The sequence below is a fragment of the Chryseobacterium sp. R2A-55 genome (assembly GCF_021401085.1).
Taxonomy (GTDB): Bacteria; Bacteroidota; Bacteroidia; order Flavobacteriales; family Weeksellaceae; genus Kaistella.
In genome coordinates, this window is the sequence record NZ_JACBFP010000006.1 from 1 (window position 1) to 24016 (window position 24016).

A 24016-nucleotide genomic window follows, 5' to 3' on the forward strand; every position below is an offset into this window, starting at 1 on the left:
TCGTTCTTAATTCCTCCGGAGATTTTTTTTTGTAGCCATTTTATGGGTTTTTAAAAGGTTAATGAAAACAAAGTTAATGAAACGGCGAATGGGAAAAGCTACCGGAGGTTTAGTTCAACATAATATCACTAATAATAACCCAAATATAGCACAATATTTTTAACATATTCTCATCCGCTTTCGCTGCAGATCATAGCATGATGCCGCATCAAGTTCCAAAATCAAAGAAACCAATACCAGAGCGAGTTGACACAAGGTATTTAGGGGGTACGATTTATAAATTTTTACGTAAAAATTTATAAATCGTACCAACAAACTCTTGCACGAGTGTTCACTTTCACTCTAACTTCGTTCCCGAATTCAAATCATATCCGGCCGGAATGTCTAACCTCTTAAACCTACCATCATGAAAAAATTAAATGGGTATTTATGGGTGACATTCCTTTTGGGAATATTACTCTCCGCTTGCAGAGAGCAGGAAAGACACCCCGTCAACGAATTTACAGTCAATAGTACCGAAACCATGGAAACCAACAACACCAGCGGTCCCACTAATCCCCCGCCACCAAAAGACAAACCGAAGGACCGCGACAATTGGAGACCGGCCCCGGCAAAGTGACATGGAAATGAAAGAAATCACCGCAACTTCCGGGCAGAAATGCCCGGAGAGCGGTATCTGGAAAGTAAAAGGCGCATGGTCCACCACCATGCCCATCGCCAAGGGACAGGTGATGCCCCTCTACGGAGAAAGAAAAGCAACCTGGACCCTACTGTACTCAGGTTAACGACAAAAAGTAAACTCATGAAAACAATCTTATTTTGGTTTCCAAAAATGACGACCTACTTTTTCGCACTACTCTTCACCTACGCAGCGGTAAGCAAAATACTGGATTTCGAAAACTTCCAGGTGCAGATTGCGCAATCGCCTTTGCTCAGCGCCTATGCGGGAACCATATCTTATGGGGTTATCATTATCGAACTTGCAATCGTAATATTGTTACTCATCCAAAAAACCAATCGATTGGGTTTATATGGCTCGCTTTCCCTGATGACCGCTTTCACCGTCTATATTTACCTGATTCTCAATTACAGCGACTTCGTACCGTGCTCTTGTGGTGGAATCTTAGAGAAAATGGGATGGACGGAGCATTTGGTCTTTAATATAGGTTGCGTTTTGCTAGCAGCTTTAGCAATTGCCTGTGTAGAAACCTACAGCAACAGAAAAATTGTAAAATATGGAATTGTAATTGGTTCCGTGATCTGCATTTGCTCAATTTTAGTACTATCTTTATTTTATTCATCAGAATATATTATCAAGAAAGAAAACAATTTTACAAGAAGATTCTTGATACATCCGGTCATAGAAGAAAAGGTATTTGACTTAAAAGTAAATTCATTTTATTTTGCAGGTCAAAATGATGAGAAACTCTATTTGGGAAATGTTACCGCACCTCTTGTGTTCACAACGATAGATCAAAATCTGTCTGCAATAAATCAAAAGAGAATTAAGCTTCCACGCACTGATTTTCCATTTAGAAATTTGCAGGTGCAAACTTGGAGAAATTATTTTTTTATTTCTGACGGCAGTGTACCTGTGATTTTTAAAGGAAGCATCAGCAAAGATTCCGTTAAAATCATCAGTTACCGTGATGCTTATTTCACCCAAATGGCTGTTTTAGATTCGACAAGATTTGCATTAAGGACTCAGAGCAAATATACGCAACAATATACCTTAGCCAGCCTATACCTTAACAGAAAGCCAAAAACCATTTTATACCCCAACTTATTGCAGAAACAGGTCGACGGTGTTTTTGATAGTGACGGAAAGTTAATTTTAAGCCACAGTGAAAAGAAGTTTGCATATGTGTACAGTTATCGAAACCAGTATCTACTTGCCGATTCGAACTTTAATCTCTTTGGACGGTTTAAAACAATCGACACAGTGAATCAAACTAAAATTACTGTGAAAGCAATGGAAGACGGGAGACATAAAATGACGGTTCCTGCAATTAAGGGAAATATAAATTCTGTTGCCAATCAAAATTTATTATTTGTGGAATCAGGATTAATGGGGAAATATGAGCCTGCTAAATCCTGGAAATTCAATTCTGTTATAGATATCTACCGTATAGATAAACAAGAGTATGTCGGCAGCTTTTATATTAAGAAAAGAAATGATAAATCAATTTCGGATATGTATGCCACGGATACCAACCTGTTTGTTATCATCGGTAGTGAAATAGTAAAATACAAATTTACCAGACCAATCATTAACCTTTATAAAGGGAAAGCCGAAAACCTTAAATAGAGTAGGCACTCATTCAAATTTTTTTAATATGAAAAAATTAATTCTACCTGTTGTTACAGTTTTACTTGGCACAGGTGCTGCTTTCGGTACTCAGGCAGCAAAAAGTACATCAGCAAGAGTTGCTGTTAATGCGTACAGAATCGACGCTCTTACAGGAGCATGTGTTGACGCTCAGCAACAATGTGAGACATCAGGCACGGCTCCGTGTGTATGGAGCGGTGATGGAGGCACACACTTAGTGGAGAAAATCTCGGATAATCCTACAATGTGTGGACAAGAATTATTCTTTAAACCGTAACAAAAAAAGGAAGCCGTCTCACAACTCGTGAAAGACGGCTTTTTTTGTTATTTTTCCTGTACCCCTATATGAGAATGTATTTCGTTTCGCGGATTCTCAACCCACATCATTTAGTTGTGAGACGGACTCTTTTCATTTGTTTATCAATCCATAATGCATTCTTTTTATCCTTCAGAAAATAATCCCACCATTCCAGAACTTTGTAATACAGGTCTTTTCTTTCAGCAGAACTAAAATCTAAATTATGCCCATGCGAAGAATAGAACAAAGCAATTACATCTTTGTTATTTCTTCTTAATCCTATGTAGAACTCCATTACCTGATCCCAAGCAATATTTTCATCCTTTTTCCCTGCCCATAACAGCATAGGTGCAATAACATTTTCACAGTAATTAATCGGACTGTTCGAAAAATACAATTTCTTATTTTCACTGAAGGGGATCTTCATTTCATACTGTCCATTTTCATACTGCCAGTAAAACGGACTATGGAAATTGTAATTATAGGAAAAATAAGAACGAACCAAATCACTATTCCCAGCTCCGGAAATATAGGCAGCAAAACGATTGGAGTGCGTTGCAATAAAATTGGTTTCGTAACCACCATGTGAGTGACCTGTTAATCCAATTTTTTCTTTGTTGATATAACTTCTGTTTTCAATAGCATCCAAAGCTTTGTTAACGCAGTCTAAAGCCGAAAGTCCGGTTCCCATCTTTCCATAAACTATATCCGGTAAATAAACAAAATATCCACTTTCAACAAGGGCACGGATATCAAACGCAATATCATTATTGTATCCCAATATGAGATGCTGGTTATAGGTATCGCTTTGAATCTGGTAGATCCTTACAACAACAGGATATTTCTTTTCAGGGTTGAAATTTTTCGGATAATACAATATTCCCTTTAACTCCTTATGATCGGAATTTTTGTAATATATCATTTCACGTTTTAAAGTCTTATCAACATTATTACCGACAGCTTTATAGATTTTAACCTCTTTTTTTCTTTCGATATCGCGGAATGCAAGCTGTATCGGGTCATTGTAACTTTCCTCGGTATAGACAAATCTGTTTTTATCAGCAGTATAATAAAATTCCCGAATAAATTTAGGAGTGCTTTTGATGATTGGTTTCTGAATTTTATCCCTAACAGAAAAATAAGCCGACGAATCCGTGAAAGTATTTTTAGCCTGTACCAGCAATGGTTCATTCTTGTTCAAAGTTGAACGGTATATATGAAAATAGCTAGCCATCAATCCTGTTCGTGCCTTATTCAATATTCGTGTCGAGTTTTCTTTTCCACACAATTGAGCGTTAAATTCATTTGCTAGCACGTCATATACTAAAAGACCATTATCGCTCTCAAAATAAATCAGACGGCAATCGAAATTAAAAACAGGGTTTTTAAGAAAATCCTTTGCAATGACTCTTTTTTTTGAAGATACCATATCACACAAAACCCATTCGCTGTTCATATTAAGATACAAAAGATATTCTCCTTTCATTGAGAGATAAAGCGATGAATCTTTCACAATATCGAATTCCTCGCATTTTAAAGAATAAAGGTTGAGAAGAGATATCTTTATGTCTTGCGTCCGTGTGACATAATTTTGCAGTTCACCATCAGTAAATGCCAGAACATACCTATCATTTCCGGTACACAAAAGAGTATGGAATTTAGCTGTCGGCAATAGAGTAGCTTTTCCTGAAGCATCAACAAGCCAATAGGTATTGACCGCATCAAATTCCAGCTGGTGATTAATAAGGTTCCCGTCATTCCCGTACCATATCTCAACATTTTTACTTCTCTTAATTTTAGATTGTGCTTTAATCAGATAGCTTCCTTTATCGCCAATTTCATTAACCGAAAGGTAATCTTCTTTGTTAATCGGATGAATAATCGGCTTTAAAACCACACCCGAAACAATATTGATAATCACTGCCTGCTCTGCCAAATCATCTTGCTTTTCTTCGATCACATAGAGCAATTTCCCAGACTGGCTCAGCTCGAATCTTTTAATTTTAAGAGTGCCTGCATATAGTTTTCTTGGGCCGGCTCCCGAAACATCATCAACTTCATATAGGCTTCCTGTTTTTCTCAGAACATACATCTTATTTTGATTATCCGTTTGGGGAAAACCCTGAATACTGTCGAGCCTGTATAGTTCATTTCCGGATATATCATACACTGTAAATGTACTGTTGTTGTTCAGAATGGAATACCTGCCGGACTGTTCGAGAGTCGTTACTTTTTTTATGTCATTATAGATGATGTTCCTGTCGCTTTTTAAATTCCGATATACTGCCTTATTAAGAGAAGCTGCAATTATGGCTTCCTCTTTTAAAAACCCCTGCGACATATTAAACCCAACCAGAGATATTGGTTTGAGTACAGATTTTTTCGTACTTAAGATCAAGAGTGAATCCCTGTTAAGATCATAGTACTTAGCAGCAAGTACCCATTCACCTTTACCCGACAGGCTAAGAATTTTTAGCCTGTATTGATGATTCATCTGGTATTCAAGGCTATCCCTCCTTGTCTGGCTATTGAACATCTGTAAAAAGCATAAGGTAAAGAGCGCCAAATATGCGATTGCTTTCATATTTAATATCCGGGATTTTGAGGATTTAAGTTGCTGTTGAGTTGCAGGTCTTTCTGCGGGATAGGCCATAATTGGTGAAATGATTGCCAATTCGGTTTAGCAGAAACAAGGTTGCTTAAATTTCCGTTTCGTTTCAGATCAAAAAAACGATGCCCCATTTCCGTAAAAAATTCTCGTCGGTTCTCATTACTAATCTCAGATAATAGTATTGCCTGTGAAGTACCGACAGGTAAAGCCAAAAGCCCTGCCCGTTGTCTCGTGGAATTAATATAAGGTAGTGCCTGACCAAGCTTGCCCTGCTTTGCCAATGTTTCCGCCAGTAGGAGATAAACTTCTTCCAAACGGAATACGATCGAATATTCAGAAGTATTATTGGATCGGTTCTTATACTTATCAGCACGATACCAAGTATTCCCTCCTACAGTTACAGTTGCCATCCAATTCTGTTTTCTGAGATCAGAAGAAGCAAAGGAGTTTACCAAATTTGTTGATAATGCATAGTTTGATGGCGCTACATTTGTAAAATAGTAAATACCGGCTTCCTTTGTCGCATCCCCTGAATTTTTTGGCTTTAGCTGCCATAAGATATGTTTACCTGATTTTTGAAATACCTTAGTAATATCATTTTCAAAAGTATATAAAGGACTTTGAACGATGCTTTTTAGTTTTGTTTCTGCATCACCGTACCGAAGCTCAGCCATATATACTTTTGCAAGCATCAGTTCCGCTACTTTACGATTTACAAAAATCCTTTCAACATTACTATAATCATCATTGAGCAATGTAATGCAGGTACCCAAGTCGCTTTCTAGCTTTGCCAACACGTCCGAATACGAAGTTTTTCCTATAAAACTGTTTGTTTGATAATCCGTGCTATTTACATAGGGAATATCGCCGTAGATCTGTTGAAGGTAAAAATGCAGTATTGAGCGTACTAACAATGCTTCACCTGTTATCCTGTTTTTGTCAGCAGTTGCTAATGAGGAATTCTGTACACCCTCCAAAATGGAATTGGCAAGATAGATTTGCTGGTATGTATTAGCCCAGACTGCATAGATGCTCAGATTACTTGATATCAGCTGATTTTTGTAAAGCTCATAGACTCCATTTGTAGCCGTTGTCGCATAGCAATCAACATCATCTGTGTAAATACTCATAAATACACCGATTTCGTCTCCAGCTACTAATGAATTATCTCTGACTCCCGAATATAAAGCCGCTAAAGCTGCATTAGCGGTCTGTGTATCGGTAAAAACAAGATTCCTGTCAATCTGATTTTGAGGAATATCAACCTCCAGCATTTTTTCGCAGGAAATTATACTTGTGATGCTTAAAAAAAGGATAGTTCTTATATAGTTTCGTATGTTTTTCATTTTCTATTTTTTACAGATTAAACTGAACTCCAAATGAGTATGTTTTTAAAGTTGGCAAAAAGCCAAGGGCTGCAAATTCAGGATCAACACCAAAATATTTGGTGAATGTCAACAGATTTTGTCCCTGGAAATAAATCTTTACATTTTTGAAAGTACTGTTTTGTAAAGGTATCTTGTATTCAAGCTGCACGTTTTTCAATCTGACAAAGGACGCATCAGAAACGGCTGCTGTGCTGTTCTGAAATAATATATGTGATGGATTAGCTCCTGTTTTATATGGCATATATACCCCGTTTGAATTTTCAGCAGACCATACATTCATTACTTCAACAGGTTGATTGTTCATACTGCCCGGTATTGGCATTATACTATTGTAATTACGGTTTCTTTGTTTGACAAACTGCAATAAAAATGAAAGATCCCAGTTTTTATATCTGAAACTGTTGCTCCATCCTCCATAATATTTGACACTTATATCTTCAATTACTTTATTATCATCGGGCGAAGATATCTTTCCATCACCATTGTAATCAGTGAACTGATATAATCCGGTCTGTGGATTAACACCTTCAAGTTGGTAAACCTTGATAATCGAAGTAGATTGACCAACCACAAATTGGTTAGCATAGGTTGAACCTTCCAGACCTGGAAATGAGACCAGTTTGTTCTTTGGAAAGCTAATATTGAAACCTGTTTCCCATTTGAATGAGCCACTGGAGAATAGCTTGGCATTGGCGTCAAATTCCCAGCCCTTATTTTCTACTATGGCATCGAGATTCGCGATAACACTTGTAAAGCCTGTAGTGGATGGCAGTTGATAACCCACAAGTTGATTGCTCGAACGGTTACGGTACCAAGCTGCATTTACATTGAAACGGTTCTTAAATAACCCCAACTCCAATGCAACTTCCAGTTTTTTAGTTTTTTCCCAGCTGTAATCTTTATTATAGAGCTTCGATGGTATCAGACCTGTGATTGAATTGTAGATATACGCAGAAGATACCGTATAAGTATCCAAATACTGATAATCACCAATATTATCACTTCCAGCGGTTCCAAAGCTTCCTCTAAGCTTTCCAAAACTCAACCAGCTAACATCTTTAGTAAAGCTTTCATTTGAAAAAAGCCACGCACCGCCAATTGCAGCGAAGTTGGCAAACTTTTTATTGGGACCAAAACGGCTGCTACCATCTCGTCTACCTGTAATATTAATAATATAACGATCTGCATATTGGTAATTGATTCTTCCGAAGAAGGCTGCATATCTATATTCCGTTTCTACCTGATCTGATACCGTTTTTGTTCTTGCAGCTCCGATATTAGTGATGAATGCATTACTTTCAAATCCTATTCCCACAATAGACCCTTGCTTATTGGTATCCCTTTGAAATGTTCCACCTGCAAGCACATCGATTTTATGCCTATCTTTTTGAAAGCTCCAGTTTACCTGTGGCTCTATCAAAAAAGAGAACCTTTCCTGATTGTTTTTAGAAGCCATAGATGTTGCACTCGATTGCCCGGCGGCATAGGCAGGATTATAAATCGTATTTGGCTGCAAAGAGAGCTCTTCAAAAGTCTGATAATTAAACCCGCCGTTAAGTTTCAGGTAAAATTTGTTGAACACTTCATACTGAGCATTGATACTATTAAGAAACTGCTTGTTTTCGTTCCTATACGTGCTGTTGAAGGCGGCTACAGGATTGGCATAAGTATTATTTGCCCAGTTCAAGCTTCCATCTGAGTTATACAACTCAGGTGAATTGGGACTGATGAAATATGCTTGTCTTGTGATATCTGTTCGTAAGACATTATTCTTTTGTATTGAAAAGCTATTGGCTATGTTTATCAGAAGTTTTTTGTCCACAGACCTATGCGAAATGTGACTGGATATACTTTTGTTAACATACCTGAAATTTTTGCCAAAAACTGTTGTCTGCTCGTTATTAGACAAGCTTAATAAAAAACTAGTGGTTTCACTCCCGCCGTTCAAAGATAGTTGTGTATTAGACGTTGTTGCCGAATTACCAATTAAGGTCTTTGCCCAATCGGTATATTTGTCCTGCTGCCAAGTACCGTTCACATCATAGGCTGTTGCGGGGTAATTGCTGATTCCGTCATTGACAAATGCTTGCTTACGCATCGCAAGATATTGCCCTGTGTTCATCATTGTAAGATTGGAAATTACATTGCTTATACCGTAAGAAGTATTAAAATCAAGGCTTAATTTCTTATTTTTTCCCTGTTTGGTTGTAATAAGCACTACGCCATTGGCTCCTTTGGAACCATAAATTGCGGTTGCATCTGCATCTTTAAGGATCTCGATCTTCTCTATATCATTAGGATTGATGCTGTTTAGTGGATTAATACTCCTTCCCGGCAAAACTACCTGTGAATACAGTGATGTCATTTCTCCACCTATTATCATTCCGTCAATAATATAGAGCGGTTGGTTGCCATCAATTGTGCTACCAGTATCACGCGTCCTGAGACTGTTCTTTCCTCGGATCTGAATATCAAACCCTCCGCCGGGAACACCGGAATTTTGGGTTATGTTCACGCCGGAAACTCGTCCCTGTACAGCAGAAAGGACATTCGTAACCGGCTGATTCTCAATATCCTTCGCGGTCACTTTCGATATGCTTCCGGTACTCTCCCGCTCCTTCACCTTGTAGTATCCTGCATTCAGCACCACCTCCTCTATCTTATGCATCCTTTCGCCCAGGGAGATATTGATTTGCTTTCTTTGGTTCACCTTGGTTTTCTCTTCCGCGTAATCCGGATGTCGGAACACCAGCACGGGATCTGCTCCCTCGGTCTTGATCTGGTAATTTCCGTTCTTGTCGGTTTGTGTCTCCGTGTTTGTTCCCTCCTGGGAAACATACACCTCGCTTATGGGCTCTCCATTCTGCTGCACCCGTCCGGTGACGGTGTTTTGGGCGGAAAGGAGGCAGCCCGTGAGCAGCATCGTAAAAAATGCCCCTACCCTTAGAAAGGGTGAAATTTTTTCCATAGTTTTGTTTAGGTTTTAGTTAAAGATTTTTAATTAGCACTCGCTCTTCCGTGCAGGTCTGCAAACTTCGCCGGAAGAGTTTTTTTGTAGAATTTTATGTTACATAGGCATTTATGGTTATTGCGAGGAACATAGCGGAGGAAAATGAGGTGGCAATCTTTTTATAGGTGTCCAGTCTTTGGTTTCGTGATCCGGCCTTCGTTCTTCGGGCATCTTGCACCGGGAGGCAGCGCTATACCAGACGCCGCCCTGCCCAAATGCAAAACTGTTGATATGAAAAAAAAAAAAAAAATAGTGGTCACGTGAGCGCTTAGGCCGCAGTAGCTGTGCACGCTACTGTAGAGGTCGTCGTCTTTGAAACTTTTGCTTAGGAAATGGTGAGTGCTGAACACAAAACAGCGTGGAACTCAACAAATCCGATTCGGGGTACTGGCATACCTTACATGCAGATAAGTGAGCCCACGCCTAGGTCGTGAGCTACTTTACTTATCCTCCCGCATGTTAAAAATTACCAGTTTTCGAATCGGGATTCTAAGCAATAGCTTCTAATTAATTCTTTGAAGTATCGCAAAATTACGCATTGCATAATTTATTGGTCAAATATATAAATACTTTTTCAATGTGACAAATATGTCAATGAATATTTTGACATAAATGTCACTTTTAACAAATGAAAGTAATCGAAGATAAATATTTTACGGCACTAGCCGATCACATCAAGACCATACTTGACGCCAAAGAAATAGATGTTGCAGACCTAGCGGCAGCAGCTAATCTTGATCGAAGGCAAGTCTATCGATTACTAAATAAAGAGCACATCCCGAAATTGTCGACCTTGGTTCGAATATCTTTAGCAGCAGGAATCGAGCCGCAACAACTGTTTGCCTTAAAGTTTGATTTTGAAACTTATATGAAGGAAAACAATATCCTTAAAGTTAGCAGGAAAAAGAAAAAATAATGCTGATTTGGTTTCGATCTTTCGCTACGCTCCTGCGAGATTCCAGACGTGGTCAATCCTCCGTTAGCTCCCGCTCTCCGAAATATTCCCAAAGCAGGGTCCAATTATGAAAAAAGACACCCTTACGCCGCATAAAATATCGTGAAGCTGAGCTAGATACATTTTCTTACATGTTTACTCCTTGCGGAGTCAATCGATTAGACCACGCGATAAAATCACGCAGCAGCTTTGTTAGAATTAGGCGGTAGCGAAGCTTTTCCCATACGATAAAATCGGGCGGTAGCGGCGTTTTTAGATGTTTACTACTTGTTGGGCCAAAACGTACATATCAAAGTATGAAAATTTGCTTATTTTTGTAAGGTGGAGAAAAATGGTCAAATAGAAATAAGAGTTTCTGGAAAAATTGGAAACGTTGATATAAATCCTGATAACTTTGATATCAGGGAAGTTATTTCTATTCTGGAAAATGTAGATGACCTTTTATATAATGGCGATAAAAAAAACAGGCCATTAATTTCGTATGATATTCAAGAAGGTTCAGTAAGAAATATTTTTAAAACCGGAATCCAATATATCGTTAGTTTTAATGCAGTTTTAGGACTTGTTTCTACGACAAACTCAATTGATTATTTAGATTTAGGAACAGCGAAAGCAATCGAAAATCTACAAGAATTAGCAAAGAAAAAAGATTTTATATTTGATATTAATACATCCGTTAATGGAACAAATTCTATACGAATAGATAAAAACTCTGACTTTAGACGAAGTGAAGCAATTTGGGCAGAAGCAGAATTCTATTTTTACGGAAAAATAACAAATGCCGGCGGAAAAGATAAAGCGAATATTCATTTGCTTACTGATGAGTATGGAACTGTGAGAATACAAACTCCTATTGCTTTTCTTGAACAACAAGAAGAAAATATTTTATATAAGCATTTAGGAATACGTGCGAAAGGGAAACAACATTCAGAAAATGGAGATATTGATTTTTCTAATTTGGATTTTATAGAATTGATAGATTACAATCCAATGTATGATGAAAATTATTTGAAAAACTTGAGAAGCAAAGCAAAAAAATCATGGCTTTCAAATTTAAATGCAGATGAATGGCTGAAACAGATAAGAGGAAGTTATGAAAGTTAATGGCGTCCTTTTAGATACAAGTTTTTTCATACGTTTTCTTAATGATGATGATCCATTATTTGAAAACGCATTAGAATATTATAAATATTTTCTGCGGGAAGAAATGAAAATGTATATTTCCACAATTTCAGTCGCTGAATATTGTGTGGGCGGTTCCATTACAGAATTACCCTTGAGAAATTTAGCAATATTACCATTTAATTTGAATCACTCTGTCAAAACTGGTGAAATTGCAAGAATTGTTTTTACAAATAAAGGAAAACTTCAATTAAGAGAAAGAAAACTTATACCAAATGATTCAAAATTATTTTCTCAAGCAGATGTAGAAAATACAATCTCTTTCTATTTATCTTCTGATTCAGAAAGTAATAAGATTTATAAATTATTGGAAGATGAAAAACATAAATTAAACTTCAGATTCATCGATTTAAAAGTTCCACCAAATGAATTTTTTGGATTTTTAGACCTCAAATAAAAATTTCCGCCCTCCCTCCCAAGCAACCCCACGTCGGAGCCACTTTTTGAAATTAACAACGATGCCATTATAATTAAATCACCGGGCGAAGCTGTAAAACCATTAAAACTGGAGCAAATAAAGAGATTCAATGCTCCTTCATTAAGTAGAAATCCAAAAATTATGTATGCTTTTGACCAATTAGGTTTGGTTGAACAAAGAGGTCTTGGATTTCAAACTCTCAAAGAGCTACCCGAAAAACATAATTTACCCCTTCCATTAGTTTCTTATGAAGAACCTTATATGGTAATTAAATTTCCAAGAAGTAATGAATCTCTTAGAACTGTGTCAGATAATAAAGCTATTGAAGAACTTAATCCTGATGAGTTAAGAGGTTATAATTGGATAAGAACACAACAAGACGTATCTGCTAAATATTATTCTGAAGAGTTAGGTATTGTACAACGTACTGCCAGCAGACATCTTGCTAAGATGTTAGATTTAGGACTTATTAAAACTAATAATGAAAATCCAAAATCACCTAAACTTAGGTACTTACCTATTGATTAACATAGACACATAGACAATGGTAATGTCTATGTTGATGATAACTCAAAGAGAAAATTAATAAAACATAGACAGATAGACAATACTGATGTCTATGCTAAAGAATAAGAGGAGTAATAATTATTTCTACTACTCTTAAAAGAATAGATAAATTTACTGAAAGAGTTGATAGATGTGCTTGGTTTACAAATAGGCTGTATTATCAAATTAGAAAGGCTAAAGAAGAATCTTTCCCAAGAGGATATTGGATTAACGATAGGTTCAAATGGAATGATGGTTGGACGAATTGAACGTGCTGAAATTTCAACTAGTTGGCAAAACTTGTTGAAAATTTGTCAAGCAGTAGGACTAAAGTATGAATCCCTATTTCAGTTAAAATCATTGGAAGAGAATTTAAAAATAGCAGAATCATGTTTAAAACTTGAAAAGAAATTAACAAAAGAAAACAAAATTATTATAAATCTCTGAAAAATATTCTAAAACGACACTATCCCGCCAAGTGTGTAAGTTCAAAAGTTATTCTGGGAAATTTTAGGAACTGTAAAACCTCGCTCTCCGAAGTATCCGCCCACCCTCCCAAGTAACCTCAATTCGGAGCCACTTTTTGAAATCCCACCGCACCCACAAAATACTCTACCACTAACGCGTTACCAGCGCTCCAAAACAGCCCCACTTTAGAGCCCACTTTGCGAAGTTTGTAATTTCGCAACTGACAAATAAGCACGCACTCATTTTTTTGCCAATCCATTTACCACAGGCTATCAGAAGCCCCACTAAACCACTTTTTGCCCCTATATTACCCAAAACCCATGACATCACCAACAGAAGATTAGTTTGCACATACGGAGCATGGTACAGGCTTCATTTGTCAGAAATTCTCTAAATTAGCTAAAACTTAAGTGATGTGCTACTACATTTCATTATTATCCGAAGCGCAGGAGCTGGAAGAGTTCTTCGATGCGGAATATCATGGAGAACCTTACCACAAGGAATTTAGAATCAATGGTTTTGCAAACCCAAAAATACCGGTGATTCTGGATCGCGAACCCAGCCAAATTGTTCCCGCGCAGTGGGGATTCTTACCGTCCTGGGCAAAGGATCAGGAATTCGCCAAAAAAACATTGAATGCCAGAATGGAGGAAGTCCACGAAAAACCCACCTTCAAAAATTCGGTAAGCAACCGTTGCCTGATCCCCGTAAATGGATTCCACGAATGGAAACATCTGGACTCTAAAGGAAAACAGAAAGATAATTATTTGATCAAAATCAAAAACCAGAAAATCTTCACCATCGGGGGACTCTACAATATCTGGACAGACCCCTCAACAGACGAAGAATTGTTGACCGTGACCATCGGTACCACGGACGCCAATCCGCTGATGGCGGAAATTCACAATACCAAAAAGAGGATGCCCATCCTCTTATCGAAACAAAACCAATACACCTGGCTCGATGACATTCCCGTCGAATACTTCCTTTACCCCGAATACGATCCGCCATTGGAAGCCGAAAACCTCACCAACATCGAAGGAACCGCAACCTTATTTTAAGTCCGCTTTCCGAAGCATCCACCCGATCCCGCGCGATTGTATCGCGTGGTCAATCCTCTGTTAGCTACGATGGAAAGAACGATTCCCCGATCCCGCTCGATTGCATCGCATAGTCAATCGAAAAAAAATCTTTCGGTACTACCGAGCCACTACCGAAATCCTTCCAGATAATTTCCCAATATTTGTAATGCCAACCAAAAAACCGACACCATGAAACCGCGGACCCTCCGGCTGTGCATCTACCCCAAGGACATCCAGCTCATCACCGGAAAAAGTGAGCGATACAGCCGCGAGCTCATCCACAAAATCAAAAAGCACCTCAACAAACCCGAACACCAGGTACTCACCTTCCAAGAGTTCTGCACCTACATGGGCATCCCCCACGAATCCGTCAAAGAAATCATCCGCGACTAAAAAACCCTCCTCCCGATCGCTATCGGGACCCCTCCCGGTAGGCGGACAAGCACAATTACTCACTCTCCCGACTCAATCACTCCCCACTCTCCACCCCTCCTCCCGATAGCTATCGGGATCCCCACCAATCCAACTCTCCCCCTCCTCAACTACTCACTCACCCGTCCACCCATCCAACTCCTCACCCCACCAATCCAACTCTCCAACTCCCAACTCAACCACTCCCCAATCAACTACTCAATCACCCTCCAACTCTCCACCTCCCCACTCAACCACTCCCCAACCCTCCTCCACTCCCCTTTCCGCCCCCAAAAAAAATCCTCACCACTTCGGAACCTTATTTAAACTCATTCCAAATTTTGGGAAAATTTAACATAATTATCGGCCAATTGAATTTCGACTCTTAAAATATGTTAACTTGGTAGGGAATTAAAAACCACCCCCTCCATGAAGAAGCTTTTGATCTACGCGGTATCCGCAACCCCCGGAATGCACCTCTCAGCACAGGGATCCAAGACAAAGCACTTTCCGAAGTCTCACCGCCCCTGCTCTGTGAGAAACTGGGATTTCGTTCCTCATTTCGCAGAAGGGGTCAGGCCTGGGTCTTTCTGGAGGGGATTCTCCGGCATATGGGATGCGAAACTATTTTGGATGGCGTCTGAACGCCCATAAATATTAGGCCTTAATCTTCATCTATGAAAAGCTTGTTTATATCATCAAAACAAAATGTTAATATTTCATCACAAAAAAAATAGACAATGAGAAGAACATTATTATTTGCAGCCGTAATTTTCACGACGCTATTACGGGCACAAAGTATAGCCTTTGATATGCTTTATGGGAACTCCGGACCCGAATATTATTCCATAGGCCACTATCCTATCCCCGGCAACGATGGCCTGCTTATCAAATGGGATGGGGGCATACGGCTTACCACGACCAGCTCGACGGCATTGCAGGTGTTGCGAAACAACAATATCGGGATCGGGACCGAGACCCCGCAGGAAAAGCTTACCGTTTTCGGGAACCATGAGAACAGCAGGATCTTATTGAGCTCCGAGGGAAACGGTTCAGACCAGCCCGCCAATCTTGTGCTGTGGGCATCCGAACCATCGGCGTCCTATACCGGTGTGGGAGTCGGTAACAACATTACCAATTATGCAAACGGAACGGCGTTCACCCGCGTCAATAATTCACGGGGAGGCTCCTACATGAGGTTGCTGGAAAACGAGGTTAATTTCAATCTTGTTTCCAATACCGGGGAAAAAAGACAGAGGCTTACGGTATCATCTTCCGGGATTGCAACAGATGGAGTAGTAGTGGCAAACGGCGGGGGGCTGATTAGTTCAGAATCGAGCGCCGCGGGAGGGAGCATCAGCCTAGCCAATCCATCGAAGACTGGTACCCTGATCAATAATTGGAAGATCTATAACATGACCGGAGGATACGGCAACTCGCTGCAATTCTGGAGCTATTCGGCAGACGGCAGCACCGTGGCGCCGCGCCTCAAACTGTCGGATGACGGCAACATGGCGCTACTTGGAAAATTCGAGGCCAGGGAGGTCAAGGTCACCACCACCCCGACGGCGGACTTCGTCTTCGATGAAGACTATAAGCTGCCCAAGCTCGAGGAGGTGGAGAGGCATATCAGGGAGAAGAGGCACCTGCCGGAGATCGCCTCCGCGAAGGAGATGGAGACGGACGGCGTGAATGTCGGCGAATTCCAGATCAGGCTTTTACAGAAAATTGAAGAACTAACCCTCTACATCATCGCGCAGGACAAGACGATCAAGGCGCAGCAGGACAGGCTGGAGCAGCTGGAGAACAGGGTAAACAAAAACGACAAGCCATAAGCCATGAAGAGACCACTCCTGCTTTTCCCGCTAATGATCTTTTCCCTGTGCCTGGATGCGCAGTTCGGCACCACCGCGGTGCCGCAGCCCACGGGGTCCATCATCTTCCAGTATGACGATGCGGGCAACCAGGTTTTCAGGGGGTATTTCTGCCCCACCTGCGTCGGCAGGCCCGCTCCCGAAACCAATGAGGGGCCCGCCACGGCGGCCACCGGGACCGAGGACGAGCTTTCCGGGGAGATCCATATCTACCCCGTGCCGGTGAGGGATGTGCTGACGGTGGCATGGACGGAGAAGGTGGACGACCTGGTCGCCGAGGTGAGCCTCTACGAGCAGAACACGGTCCACTGGAAGTTCAGGCAGAAGAACCTCCCGAATCTGAACCGGGAGATCCGGATCGATATGCACGGCTATTATATGGGCGTATATGTACTGACGTTCCGGCTGAGGGACGGCAGGACGATCTCCAGGAACATCACCAGGCTGTAGGGACAGGCCACCGCCCGCCCCGAACAACAGGCAGAAAGCAAAGAAACCACAAGAGCAAAGTTTTACACACCCCATTTTTTATGTAATGACAAAGATCTATTCCCTTCTGTATATCCTTATTACAGGATCCCTATTTTCCCAAACGATCCTCAACCAGCAGGAAGGCGCGAGCCGCACGGTGCAGGACCCCAACGTGGTGGTCCTTGCGCCGGGATTCCGTGCCACCTCCTCCATCTCCGACCCGTTTGTGGCGAAGATCGGCGCGGCCACCGAGGACGGTGGCGGCGGCCCGACCGGCCCGTCAACGGCGGGATCGGGGAACCCGAGCGGCACCACGTCGCCGCAGGGTACAAGCTTCCACGACACCCGGGGGAACATCGAGGTGAACGGCGGCGGGCAGCTGCAGTTCACCCTCCCCATCGCCTTACCGCCGGGTGTAAAATCCGTAGCCCCGCAGATCAACCTGGTCTATACGAGCGGCTCGGGGAACGGGATTGCGGGTTATGGGTGGAATATTTCTGGGATCACCGCCATATCGAGGGTCGGCAGGAATATCGATAAGGACGGCGAGGCCCGCGGCGTCCAGCTGGACTACTCGGACTACTACAGCTTCAACGGGCAGCGGCTGATCCTTAAATCCGGCGAGTACGGGAAGGACGGCGCCGAGTACGTGACGGAGAAGTTCTCTAACGTTAAAATCAGGAGCATGGGCGCCATCACGGGCCAGCAGTGGAAAGGCCCGGAATATTGGGAGGTGACCTTCGAGGACGGATCGCAGGCGTGGTATGGGGCGACTCCTGAGGGCGGGTATATCTCAGCAAGGACACCCGTGGAGTACAACATCGTAAAATGGAGGGACGCGCAGGGGAATTATATTAACTACAGTTACACACAGGCCAATAATGTGGCGGTTATTTCCTCCATCCAGTGGGGTGGGAATGAGACGTTAGGAAAGGTGCATTTTAATGAGATTGTATTTTCATACTATGGAGGAGGTTTAAAAGAAACATCATATTTAAGAGGAGCATATTTTGAACAAAATAATGTACTTAATTATATTATGGTTAAGGCAAACGGATCAACATTTAAAAGATACCAAATTACATATACGAATGCTAACATTAATGGTGATACCTCAAATACTATAGCCTATCGATTCCCAAGTAAAATAACAGAATATAATTCTGAAGGAAATGCTGCGAATGCCATCGATTTCGCTTCCAAAAGCCTTACAACCAAGACAGAAGAAAAGCCATTTTTTAATTTTGAAGATGTTATCATGTCAGGTGATTATAATGGGGATGGCTTGATAGATTTTATGGTAAGCCAGCCGGCACAAAACGGGAGACCCGAAGGATATTATATCTACTTTGATGCAGTAAATAATTCGGCACCTTCCTTTGTATATCTTGGTCCTACTTCGAGCTATTTCCCGAGTTCTCTTATTTATACCTTTAATATAAAGCCGGCAGATAATATTATTAAACCCAGGCAAGGAATACTTGTAGCAAAACACTTGACGGGGTATGTCCCCCCTGAAACCGGAGATATCGAACTACACTACTATTCCATCAAATCAGACAGCTCCATACTTAATACCTTTAATAATCCGCTGGTTTTGGAATACTCTAAAATAATACCGGCAGCAAACTATGAGTACTCTCCCTCGACCTACCCACCACTTCCCGATCCAACTTACAATTATATTGGTGAGGCAAGCCGGTCGGCACTGCAAGGGACAAAGGAAATCGATATAGATTCCGACGGACTCTCGGAGACAGTACTTGCTATTCAGGATTCTAAATGTTTTAATCAGGTAATTGTTGAAGATCCTTTAAAGACAAGATGGGACTGCAGGACTCTTGGATACCGCTATTTGGTAATCGATAGTGGCGACCTGGTGACAGGCGGCGTCCACACTATTAGTCCACCTCTGCAGATGAATATCCTTAGCAAGACTACCGTCATGGATTTTGATAATGACGGGAATCAGGATATTATGTATATAAAGGAAACAGGAACTAACGTCAATGTAAGTTTTTATACAAGACCATCCGAATATGGACAAATTGAAAGCACATTACCTCCTATCATAAGATCCCATTCTACCCCGCTTAATAATATTTATCAATATGAGATCAAGAAAGTTGGTGACCAATATACAATAACCTATAAAAATTTACACCAAGTTAAGGGACTTACTGAACGTATTATGTTTGGAGACTTGAATGGAGATGGAAATATTGAAATTTTAGCACCAATAAATTATCGTGATCCAAGTTCCGGAGATTATTATAATGATGGATGGTCTTTCTATCTTAATAAAGGAAACTCTTTAACAGAGGATATACAAGGCTTTACATGGAACTATAAAAATGGGCCTGATTTCTGGGGGTACACATTTCACTATCCGGTTATGCTGGATCTGGATAATGATGGGAAATCTGAATTTGTAAGTATGCTCAATTATTATGGACCAGCAAATGAAAATTCAAATACATATATTAACTTAATTAAAGAGTTTAAATACGACCCAACCAATTCACAAATTAAGTGGAGTTATAATCATAAACAAATATACAATGAGGAGCGCCAAAAGTATATTTTATATCCGATATATGGAGATTTCAGAATTAACACATCAAATTCAAAAATTCTAATTATTTGTAAACCTGTTGATCAGAATTCATCGGACAGAAGAATAATTTCCTTCACAAACTATAATTTGGGTTTCGATAAAAATATTACTTCCATAACGCAGGGGGGTGTCACTACACAGATTGACTATAGGGAACTTGATCCGTCTGTTTCTCCGGGTGTATATGCTCCGGTGAAATCTGAGCTGTTCCCTTATATGGAACTAGATAAAATACCACAATCCTATGCCGTTTCCCAGCTTAGCCAGGTTATCCCTGTAAACAGCGTGAACAAAATCCGCAAGCAGGATTTCAGGTACCGCGGTTTGATTACCCATCTCCAGGGTCGGGGAATGGTGGGCTTCCGGCAGACCGCGCGCTCATCCTGGTATTCGGACGGATTCGAGAATACCAAGATATGGAGCGGCGCGGAGATCGACCCGCTGAACGATGGTGTCCCGATAAAGGAATGGAGCATTAAGACCAATACAGAATCACAGATTTTCCCGGCGGATATCTCGGAGAGCAACACCCAGCTGCTTTCCTTCAAATCCACCGCCTACCGGTTTGATAAGTTGCTGAACGGAAGCACTGTGGATATCAACACGGTTTCTGCCGCGGATAAGCCGAAGATGGTGAGTGCCACGGTTCCTACGCTGTCTGTTAGCAAAGACTTTTTGAAGGATGTGCGTACAGAAAGTTCAATTATTTACGATGTGGATGTTTCGGGCGGCACAAAATACTATCTGCCGGTTCAGACGGCCAGCAACATCAATAACGGCTTTGCCGTTTCCACCACTGAGCTGTCCTATATCCACAACCCATCCGGAACCGGCAAGGACTACTATATCGGGCGACCCGCCTTCAAAACCGAAACCATGAACGTTTACGGCGATAGCAAGGGAGCAAGGGAGGAATACGAATACGAGGGAAACCTGCTCAAATACAAAATGTCAATGAACCGCGACAACAGCGGATGGTTTCTGGAAACCTACGACCATGACGGCTTCGGGAATATTACGGAGAAAACGGTCACCACCAGCATTGACCTGAACTACAGCAAAACCGACAAGGCGCAGTACGACCCGAAAGGCAGGTTCGTCATTAAAAAAACAGACAATCTGGGCCTGGAAACCCAAATCACCTACAACGACTGGGGACAGTTGCTGACCCAGACCGACCCCCTGGGAAATACGCTCACCAACGAGTACGACGGCTGGGGCAAGCTGCTGAAAGCCAAAACCAACCTGGGGGGAACCATCACCTACCAGTACAGGAAGGAATCCAACGGCGATGCCATAATTACCGAGTATGCGCCGGATGGCGGGATAAAAATCTCTTATACCAACAAGGTCGGGCAGAACTACAGGACTACCGTGAAGAAGTTCGGGCAGGGGGAATATTCATCGGTGGCTACGGTTTATGATGAATTAGGAAGGAAAACCAAAGAATCGGAACCCTATTCCAATTATGCTACCCGTTGGAATACCATAGAGTATGACGACTATTCCCGCCCGGTGAAGGCAACCTCATTTACCGGAAAGGAAGTAGTGACCACCTATAACGGCAGAACGGTAACCACCACCGAAACCAACGCCAACAACCGCTTCAGGAAGCAGACTGCGGACCCTTTGGGGAACATCATCTCTTCGGAGGATTTGGGCGGGATCATCAACTTCAAGTTCAATGCGGCGGGCGAGAATACCGAGGCCAATTACGAAGGAAACATCGTAAAGACCGACTACGACGTGTGGGGCAACAAGGTAAGGTTCGAGGATCCTTCCAACGGGGTTTACGAATACCAGTACAGCGGCTTTATGGGCGCGCTGTCCAAGGTGAAAAGCCCGAAAGGCGAGAAGACCTACGAGTACAACAGCAAGGGGCAGCTGATCACCCAGAAGGAAAAGACGACCACCGGGAACGTTACGGACAAAACCATCCACTTCGAGTACAATGATAAGGGAGCGGTCACTAAAAAATACGGCACCTCCCTGGGGAAACCGTACAGCAGCGGCATCACCTACGACGGTTTCGGCAGGGTGCTGAGCTCGTACGAGGACAGCAACGGCAAGTACTTCATGAAGAAGGGCATCACGTACGACGAGATGATGCGGGTGACCTCCTACGAGAAGTCGCTGTACTCGTCCGGGGTGCTGACCAAAGTATCTATTGAGAATATATATGACGATGCATGGAGCGGCGAGCTCTATCAGGTGAAAGAAAAAGGGACCGGAAAGATCCTGTGGCAGCTGAACGAGGTGAATGACAAAGGGCAGGTGACCAATGCCATGCTGGGGAATGTAAACATCCTGAATACCTATGCCGCGAGCGGTTTTCTGAGCAACACCAACCATGCCGCCAACGGCACCGGAAATACAGTATTACAGATCGGCTACAGCTTCAACGCCATAAAGAACGAGCTGAACAGCAGAACAACCGGCGGCGACTTCAACATCATAGAGCAGTTCCAGTACGACGACAACAACCGGCTTTATAACTGGACCGACCCCGTGACGGGGATATTTACGCAAAACCAGAAACGGAACCTCTACGACAACAAGGGGCGGATCACCGAGAATGACGAGGTGGGGACGATCAAGTTCGACAACGCCGCCAAAAAGTACCGCCCGAGCGGGATGGTGCTGAACACGGTGGGGACCACGAACTACGACGGCGACCTGCTGCAGAAGATCAGCTACAACGAGAACAACGACCCTGTTTTCATCGACGGGCTGAAAGGCGATGTGGCTTTTGAGTACGGATTAACCTCAATGCGGCAGAGGGTGACTTACGGAGGTAACTTTATAGAGGGAAGCGAAGGGAAGTTTACGAAGTATTACAGCGAAGATGGAAGTTTTGAAATAATTAAAGATAATATTTCTGGGCAGGAGAAGCACCTGATCTATATCGGCGGTACGCCGTATGAATCAAATATTGTATATTTGAAGAACTATACGGAGAGCAGCGGTTCTTTTAAATTTCTGCACAAGGACTATTTAGGAAGTATATTGGCGATAACCGATGAAGCGGGAACCAAATTGGAGCAGCGACACTTTGATGCATGGGGAAATGTTACCCATTTAAAGATTGGCAGCAACGCTATTGTTACGGATAAAGAGCAGATAAGAAACTATCTTTCTAATGGAAATCTTATTGTAGACAGAGGCTACACCAGCCATGAGCATTTTGCGGAGGTCGGGCTGATCCATATGAATGGAAGGCTGTACGATCCTCTTTTAAGACGTTTCTTAAATGCAGACGAGAATATACAGGATCCTCACAATACGCAGAACTACAACAAGTACGGGTACGTGCTGAACAATCCGCTGATGTATAATGACCCGAGTGGGGAGTTTTTACAGTTTTTGGCTCTGGCTATTTTCTGGAAAGCGGTGGGAATAGGAATAGCGGTTGGTTTGGCATCTGCCGTAATAACCGCAGGTCTTACGGGACAGCAGATTGGTATCGGTGGCATTCTGAAATCTGCATTTATTGGAGGGATAAGTGCTGCGGTTACCTTTGGTATAGGGAGTGTATTTAGTGTGGCAGGTGAAGCGGGTAAGCTTACCCAGTTTGCATCAGGTTTGAAAGAATCTATAGGAGGAGTTGGGTTGGAATTTGTACGCGCAGGAATGCACGCCGTATCGCAAGGAGTAATGAGTCTGGTGCAGGGAAATGGTTTTCTAAGCGGAGCAACAGGAGGGTTTTTTGGAAGCTTGGGAGCAGCAGGATTTGGAGCGGTTGCAGGAGATTGGGCAGGAAAGGCAGGAGGACAAATTTTCTTTGGAGCGTTGAGTGGCGGTATTGGTGCTGAACTTACTGGCGGAAACTTCTGGCAGGGTGCTGTGATTGGGGGGATTGTCGCAGGGTTGAATCATACCATGCATGAAATGGATTCGTCTTTTGATGATGGAGGTGATGATCCAAAACCAAAGAAAAATGACGACAAACAAAAAGCAAAATCAAATCCTCAGATTGAAAAACTTAAAGTCAAATTAAGATCGTTATTTGATACAAGTGAAGAAGTTGGAGGTTGGATGGAAATAACAGGTATTCTTTTCGCTCCTGTTACGGAAGGAGGGTCTTTTGTACTTACTGATGTTGGTGCTCGTTTTTCTGCTGCTGGGACATTAGGAAATATGGTTTTAGATGGAATTGATGGAAACTGGAGGATGGTAGTATATAGGGGTACAAAATATGTAGTTTTTGTAGGTATGGGTAAAGCAATAGATCGAATACCTGGGGGGCAATATGTAACTGATAAAGTAGTTTTAAAAATACATTCATTTTTATATGATAAAATTGTTGCTCCTAAAATTGAACAACGAATTATAATTCCGAATAATAAGAAATAATAA

General features: G+C 41.8%; 17 protein-coding genes. 14 read left to right on the forward strand and 3 right to left on the reverse strand.

The window, feature by feature from the left end:
- Positions 1-406 precede the first annotated feature (406 nt).
- The 4 genes from L0951_RS07955 to L0951_RS07970 are packed head-to-tail and all read left to right on the forward strand — an operon-like array spanning position 407 to position 2606.
- Positions 407-619: a hypothetical protein gene (locus tag L0951_RS07955; RefSeq protein WP_234110702.1), complete on the forward strand. Its 213-nt coding sequence runs from the start codon at positions 407-409 to the stop codon at positions 617-619.
- 7 nt (positions 620-626) lie between these two features.
- Positions 627-785: a hypothetical protein gene (locus L0951_RS07960; RefSeq protein ID WP_234110703.1), complete on the forward strand. Its 159-nt coding sequence runs from the start codon at positions 627-629 to the stop codon at positions 783-785.
- A 17-nt stretch (positions 786-802) separates the two neighbouring features.
- Complete coding sequence (locus L0951_RS07965; RefSeq protein WP_234110704.1) at positions 803-2308, forward strand: DoxX family protein; 1506 nt, start codon at positions 803-805, stop codon at positions 2306-2308.
- A gap of 28 nt (positions 2309-2336) precedes the next feature.
- A complete protein-coding gene (locus L0951_RS07970) occupies positions 2337-2606 on the forward strand; it encodes a DUF6520 family protein (protein WP_234110705.1) in 270 nt (89 codons plus the stop codon).
- A 106-nt stretch (positions 2607-2712) separates the two neighbouring features.
- Here L0951_RS07970 and L0951_RS07975 read toward each other — a convergent pair whose 3' ends face one another.
- The 3 genes from L0951_RS07975 to L0951_RS07985 are packed head-to-tail and all read right to left on the reverse strand — an operon-like array spanning position 2713 to position 9594.
- Positions 2713-5211, reverse strand: coding sequence for an alpha/beta hydrolase family protein (locus L0951_RS07975; protein ID WP_234110706.1), 2499 nt, complete (start codon positions 5209-5211; stop codon positions 2713-2715).
- Positions 5212-5213: 2 nt separating this feature from the next.
- Positions 5214-6584, reverse strand: coding sequence for a RagB/SusD family nutrient uptake outer membrane protein (locus L0951_RS07980; RefSeq protein WP_234110707.1), 1371 nt, complete (start codon positions 6582-6584; stop codon positions 5214-5216).
- Between the two features lie 10 nt (positions 6585-6594).
- Positions 6595-9594, reverse strand: a complete 3000-nt coding sequence (locus tag L0951_RS07985) for a SusC/RagA family TonB-linked outer membrane protein (RefSeq protein WP_234110708.1) — start codon at positions 9592-9594, stop codon at positions 6595-6597.
- 670 nt (positions 9595-10264) lie between these two features.
- Here L0951_RS07985 and L0951_RS07990 point away from each other — a divergent pair.
- From L0951_RS07990 to L0951_RS08035, 10 genes are all read left to right on the forward strand, one after another.
- A complete protein-coding gene (locus L0951_RS07990; RefSeq protein ID WP_234110709.1) occupies positions 10265-10552 on the forward strand; it encodes a helix-turn-helix domain-containing protein in 288 nt (95 codons plus the stop codon).
- Positions 10553-10912: 360 nt separating this feature from the next.
- A complete protein-coding gene (locus L0951_RS07995; RefSeq protein WP_234110710.1) occupies positions 10913-11695 on the forward strand; it encodes a hypothetical protein in 783 nt (260 codons plus the stop codon).
- A complete protein-coding gene (locus L0951_RS08000) occupies positions 11685-12170 on the forward strand; it encodes a type II toxin-antitoxin system VapC family toxin (RefSeq protein ID WP_234110711.1) in 486 nt (161 codons plus the stop codon). Before L0951_RS07995 ends, L0951_RS08000 begins: the two co-directional genes overlap by 11 nt.
- A 51-nt stretch (positions 12171-12221) precedes the next feature.
- A complete protein-coding gene (locus L0951_RS08005) occupies positions 12222-12719 on the forward strand; it encodes an ATP-binding protein (protein WP_317207199.1) in 498 nt (165 codons plus the stop codon).
- Between the two features lie 171 nt (positions 12720-12890).
- Positions 12891-13184 (forward strand): helix-turn-helix transcriptional regulator, encoded by a 294-nt coding sequence (locus L0951_RS08010; RefSeq protein ID WP_234110712.1) that lies wholly within the window; start codon positions 12891-12893, stop codon positions 13182-13184.
- A gap of 434 nt (positions 13185-13618) precedes the next feature.
- Entirely contained in the window at positions 13619-14266 is a 648-nt protein-coding gene (locus tag L0951_RS08015) for an SOS response-associated peptidase (RefSeq protein WP_234110713.1), read from the forward strand.
- A 210-nt stretch (positions 14267-14476) separates the two neighbouring features.
- The gene (locus L0951_RS08020; protein WP_234110714.1) at positions 14477-14680 is read left to right on the forward strand and encodes a hypothetical protein; all 204 of its coding nucleotides are present in this window, start codon (positions 14477-14479) and stop codon (positions 14678-14680) included.
- A 758-nt stretch (positions 14681-15438) separates the two neighbouring features.
- Complete coding sequence (locus L0951_RS08025; RefSeq protein ID WP_234110715.1) at positions 15439-16533, forward strand: hypothetical protein; 1095 nt, start codon at positions 15439-15441, stop codon at positions 16531-16533.
- Between the two features lie 3 nt (positions 16534-16536).
- Positions 16537-17022 (forward strand): hypothetical protein, encoded by a 486-nt coding sequence (locus L0951_RS08030; RefSeq protein WP_234110716.1) that lies wholly within the window; start codon positions 16537-16539, stop codon positions 17020-17022.
- A gap of 85 nt (positions 17023-17107) precedes the next feature.
- Positions 17108-24013 carry an RHS repeat-associated core domain-containing protein gene (locus L0951_RS08035; RefSeq protein ID WP_262908467.1) on the forward strand — a complete coding sequence of 2302 codons (6906 nt, stop codon included), beginning with the start codon at positions 17108-17110 and terminating at the stop codon, positions 24011-24013.
- Positions 24014-24016: the final 3 nt, after the last annotated feature.

Bases quoted from the DNA above. Each gene is read 5' to 3' on its own strand.
- L0951_RS07955 (WP_234110702.1), top strand. From the start codon at position 407: ATGAAAAAATTAAATGGGTATTTATGGGTGACATTCCTTTTGGGAATA.
- L0951_RS07960 (WP_234110703.1), top strand. From the start codon at position 627: ATGAAAGAAATCACCGCAACTTCCGGGCAGAAATGCCCGGAGAGCGGT.
- L0951_RS07965 (WP_234110704.1), top strand. From the start codon at position 803: ATGAAAACAATCTTATTTTGGTTTCCAAAAATGACGACCTACTTTTTC.
- L0951_RS07970 (WP_234110705.1), top strand. From the start codon at position 2,337: ATGAAAAAATTAATTCTACCTGTTGTTACAGTTTTACTTGGCACAGGT.
- L0951_RS07975 (WP_234110706.1), bottom strand. From the start codon at position 5,211: ATGAAAGCAATCGCATATTTGGCGCTCTTTACCTTATGCTTTTTACAG.
- L0951_RS07980 (WP_234110707.1), bottom strand. From the start codon at position 6,584: ATGAAAAACATACGAAACTATATAAGAACTATCCTTTTTTTAAGCATC.
- L0951_RS07985 (WP_234110708.1), bottom strand. From the start codon at position 9,594: ATGGAAAAAATTTCACCCTTTCTAAGGGTAGGGGCATTTTTTACGATG.
- L0951_RS07990 (WP_234110709.1), top strand. From the start codon at position 10,265: ATGAAAGTAATCGAAGATAAATATTTTACGGCACTAGCCGATCACATC.
- L0951_RS08000 (WP_234110711.1), top strand. From the start codon at position 11,685: ATGAAAGTTAATGGCGTCCTTTTAGATACAAGTTTTTTCATACGTTTT.
- L0951_RS08015 (WP_234110713.1), top strand. From the start codon at position 13,619: ATGTGCTACTACATTTCATTATTATCCGAAGCGCAGGAGCTGGAAGAG.
- L0951_RS08020 (WP_234110714.1), top strand. From the start codon at position 14,477: ATGAAACCGCGGACCCTCCGGCTGTGCATCTACCCCAAGGACATCCAG.
- L0951_RS08025 (WP_234110715.1), top strand. From the start codon at position 15,439: ATGAGAAGAACATTATTATTTGCAGCCGTAATTTTCACGACGCTATTA.
- L0951_RS08030 (WP_234110716.1), top strand. From the start codon at position 16,537: ATGAAGAGACCACTCCTGCTTTTCCCGCTAATGATCTTTTCCCTGTGC.
- L0951_RS08035 (WP_262908467.1), top strand. From the start codon at position 17,108: ATGACAAAGATCTATTCCCTTCTGTATATCCTTATTACAGGATCCCTA.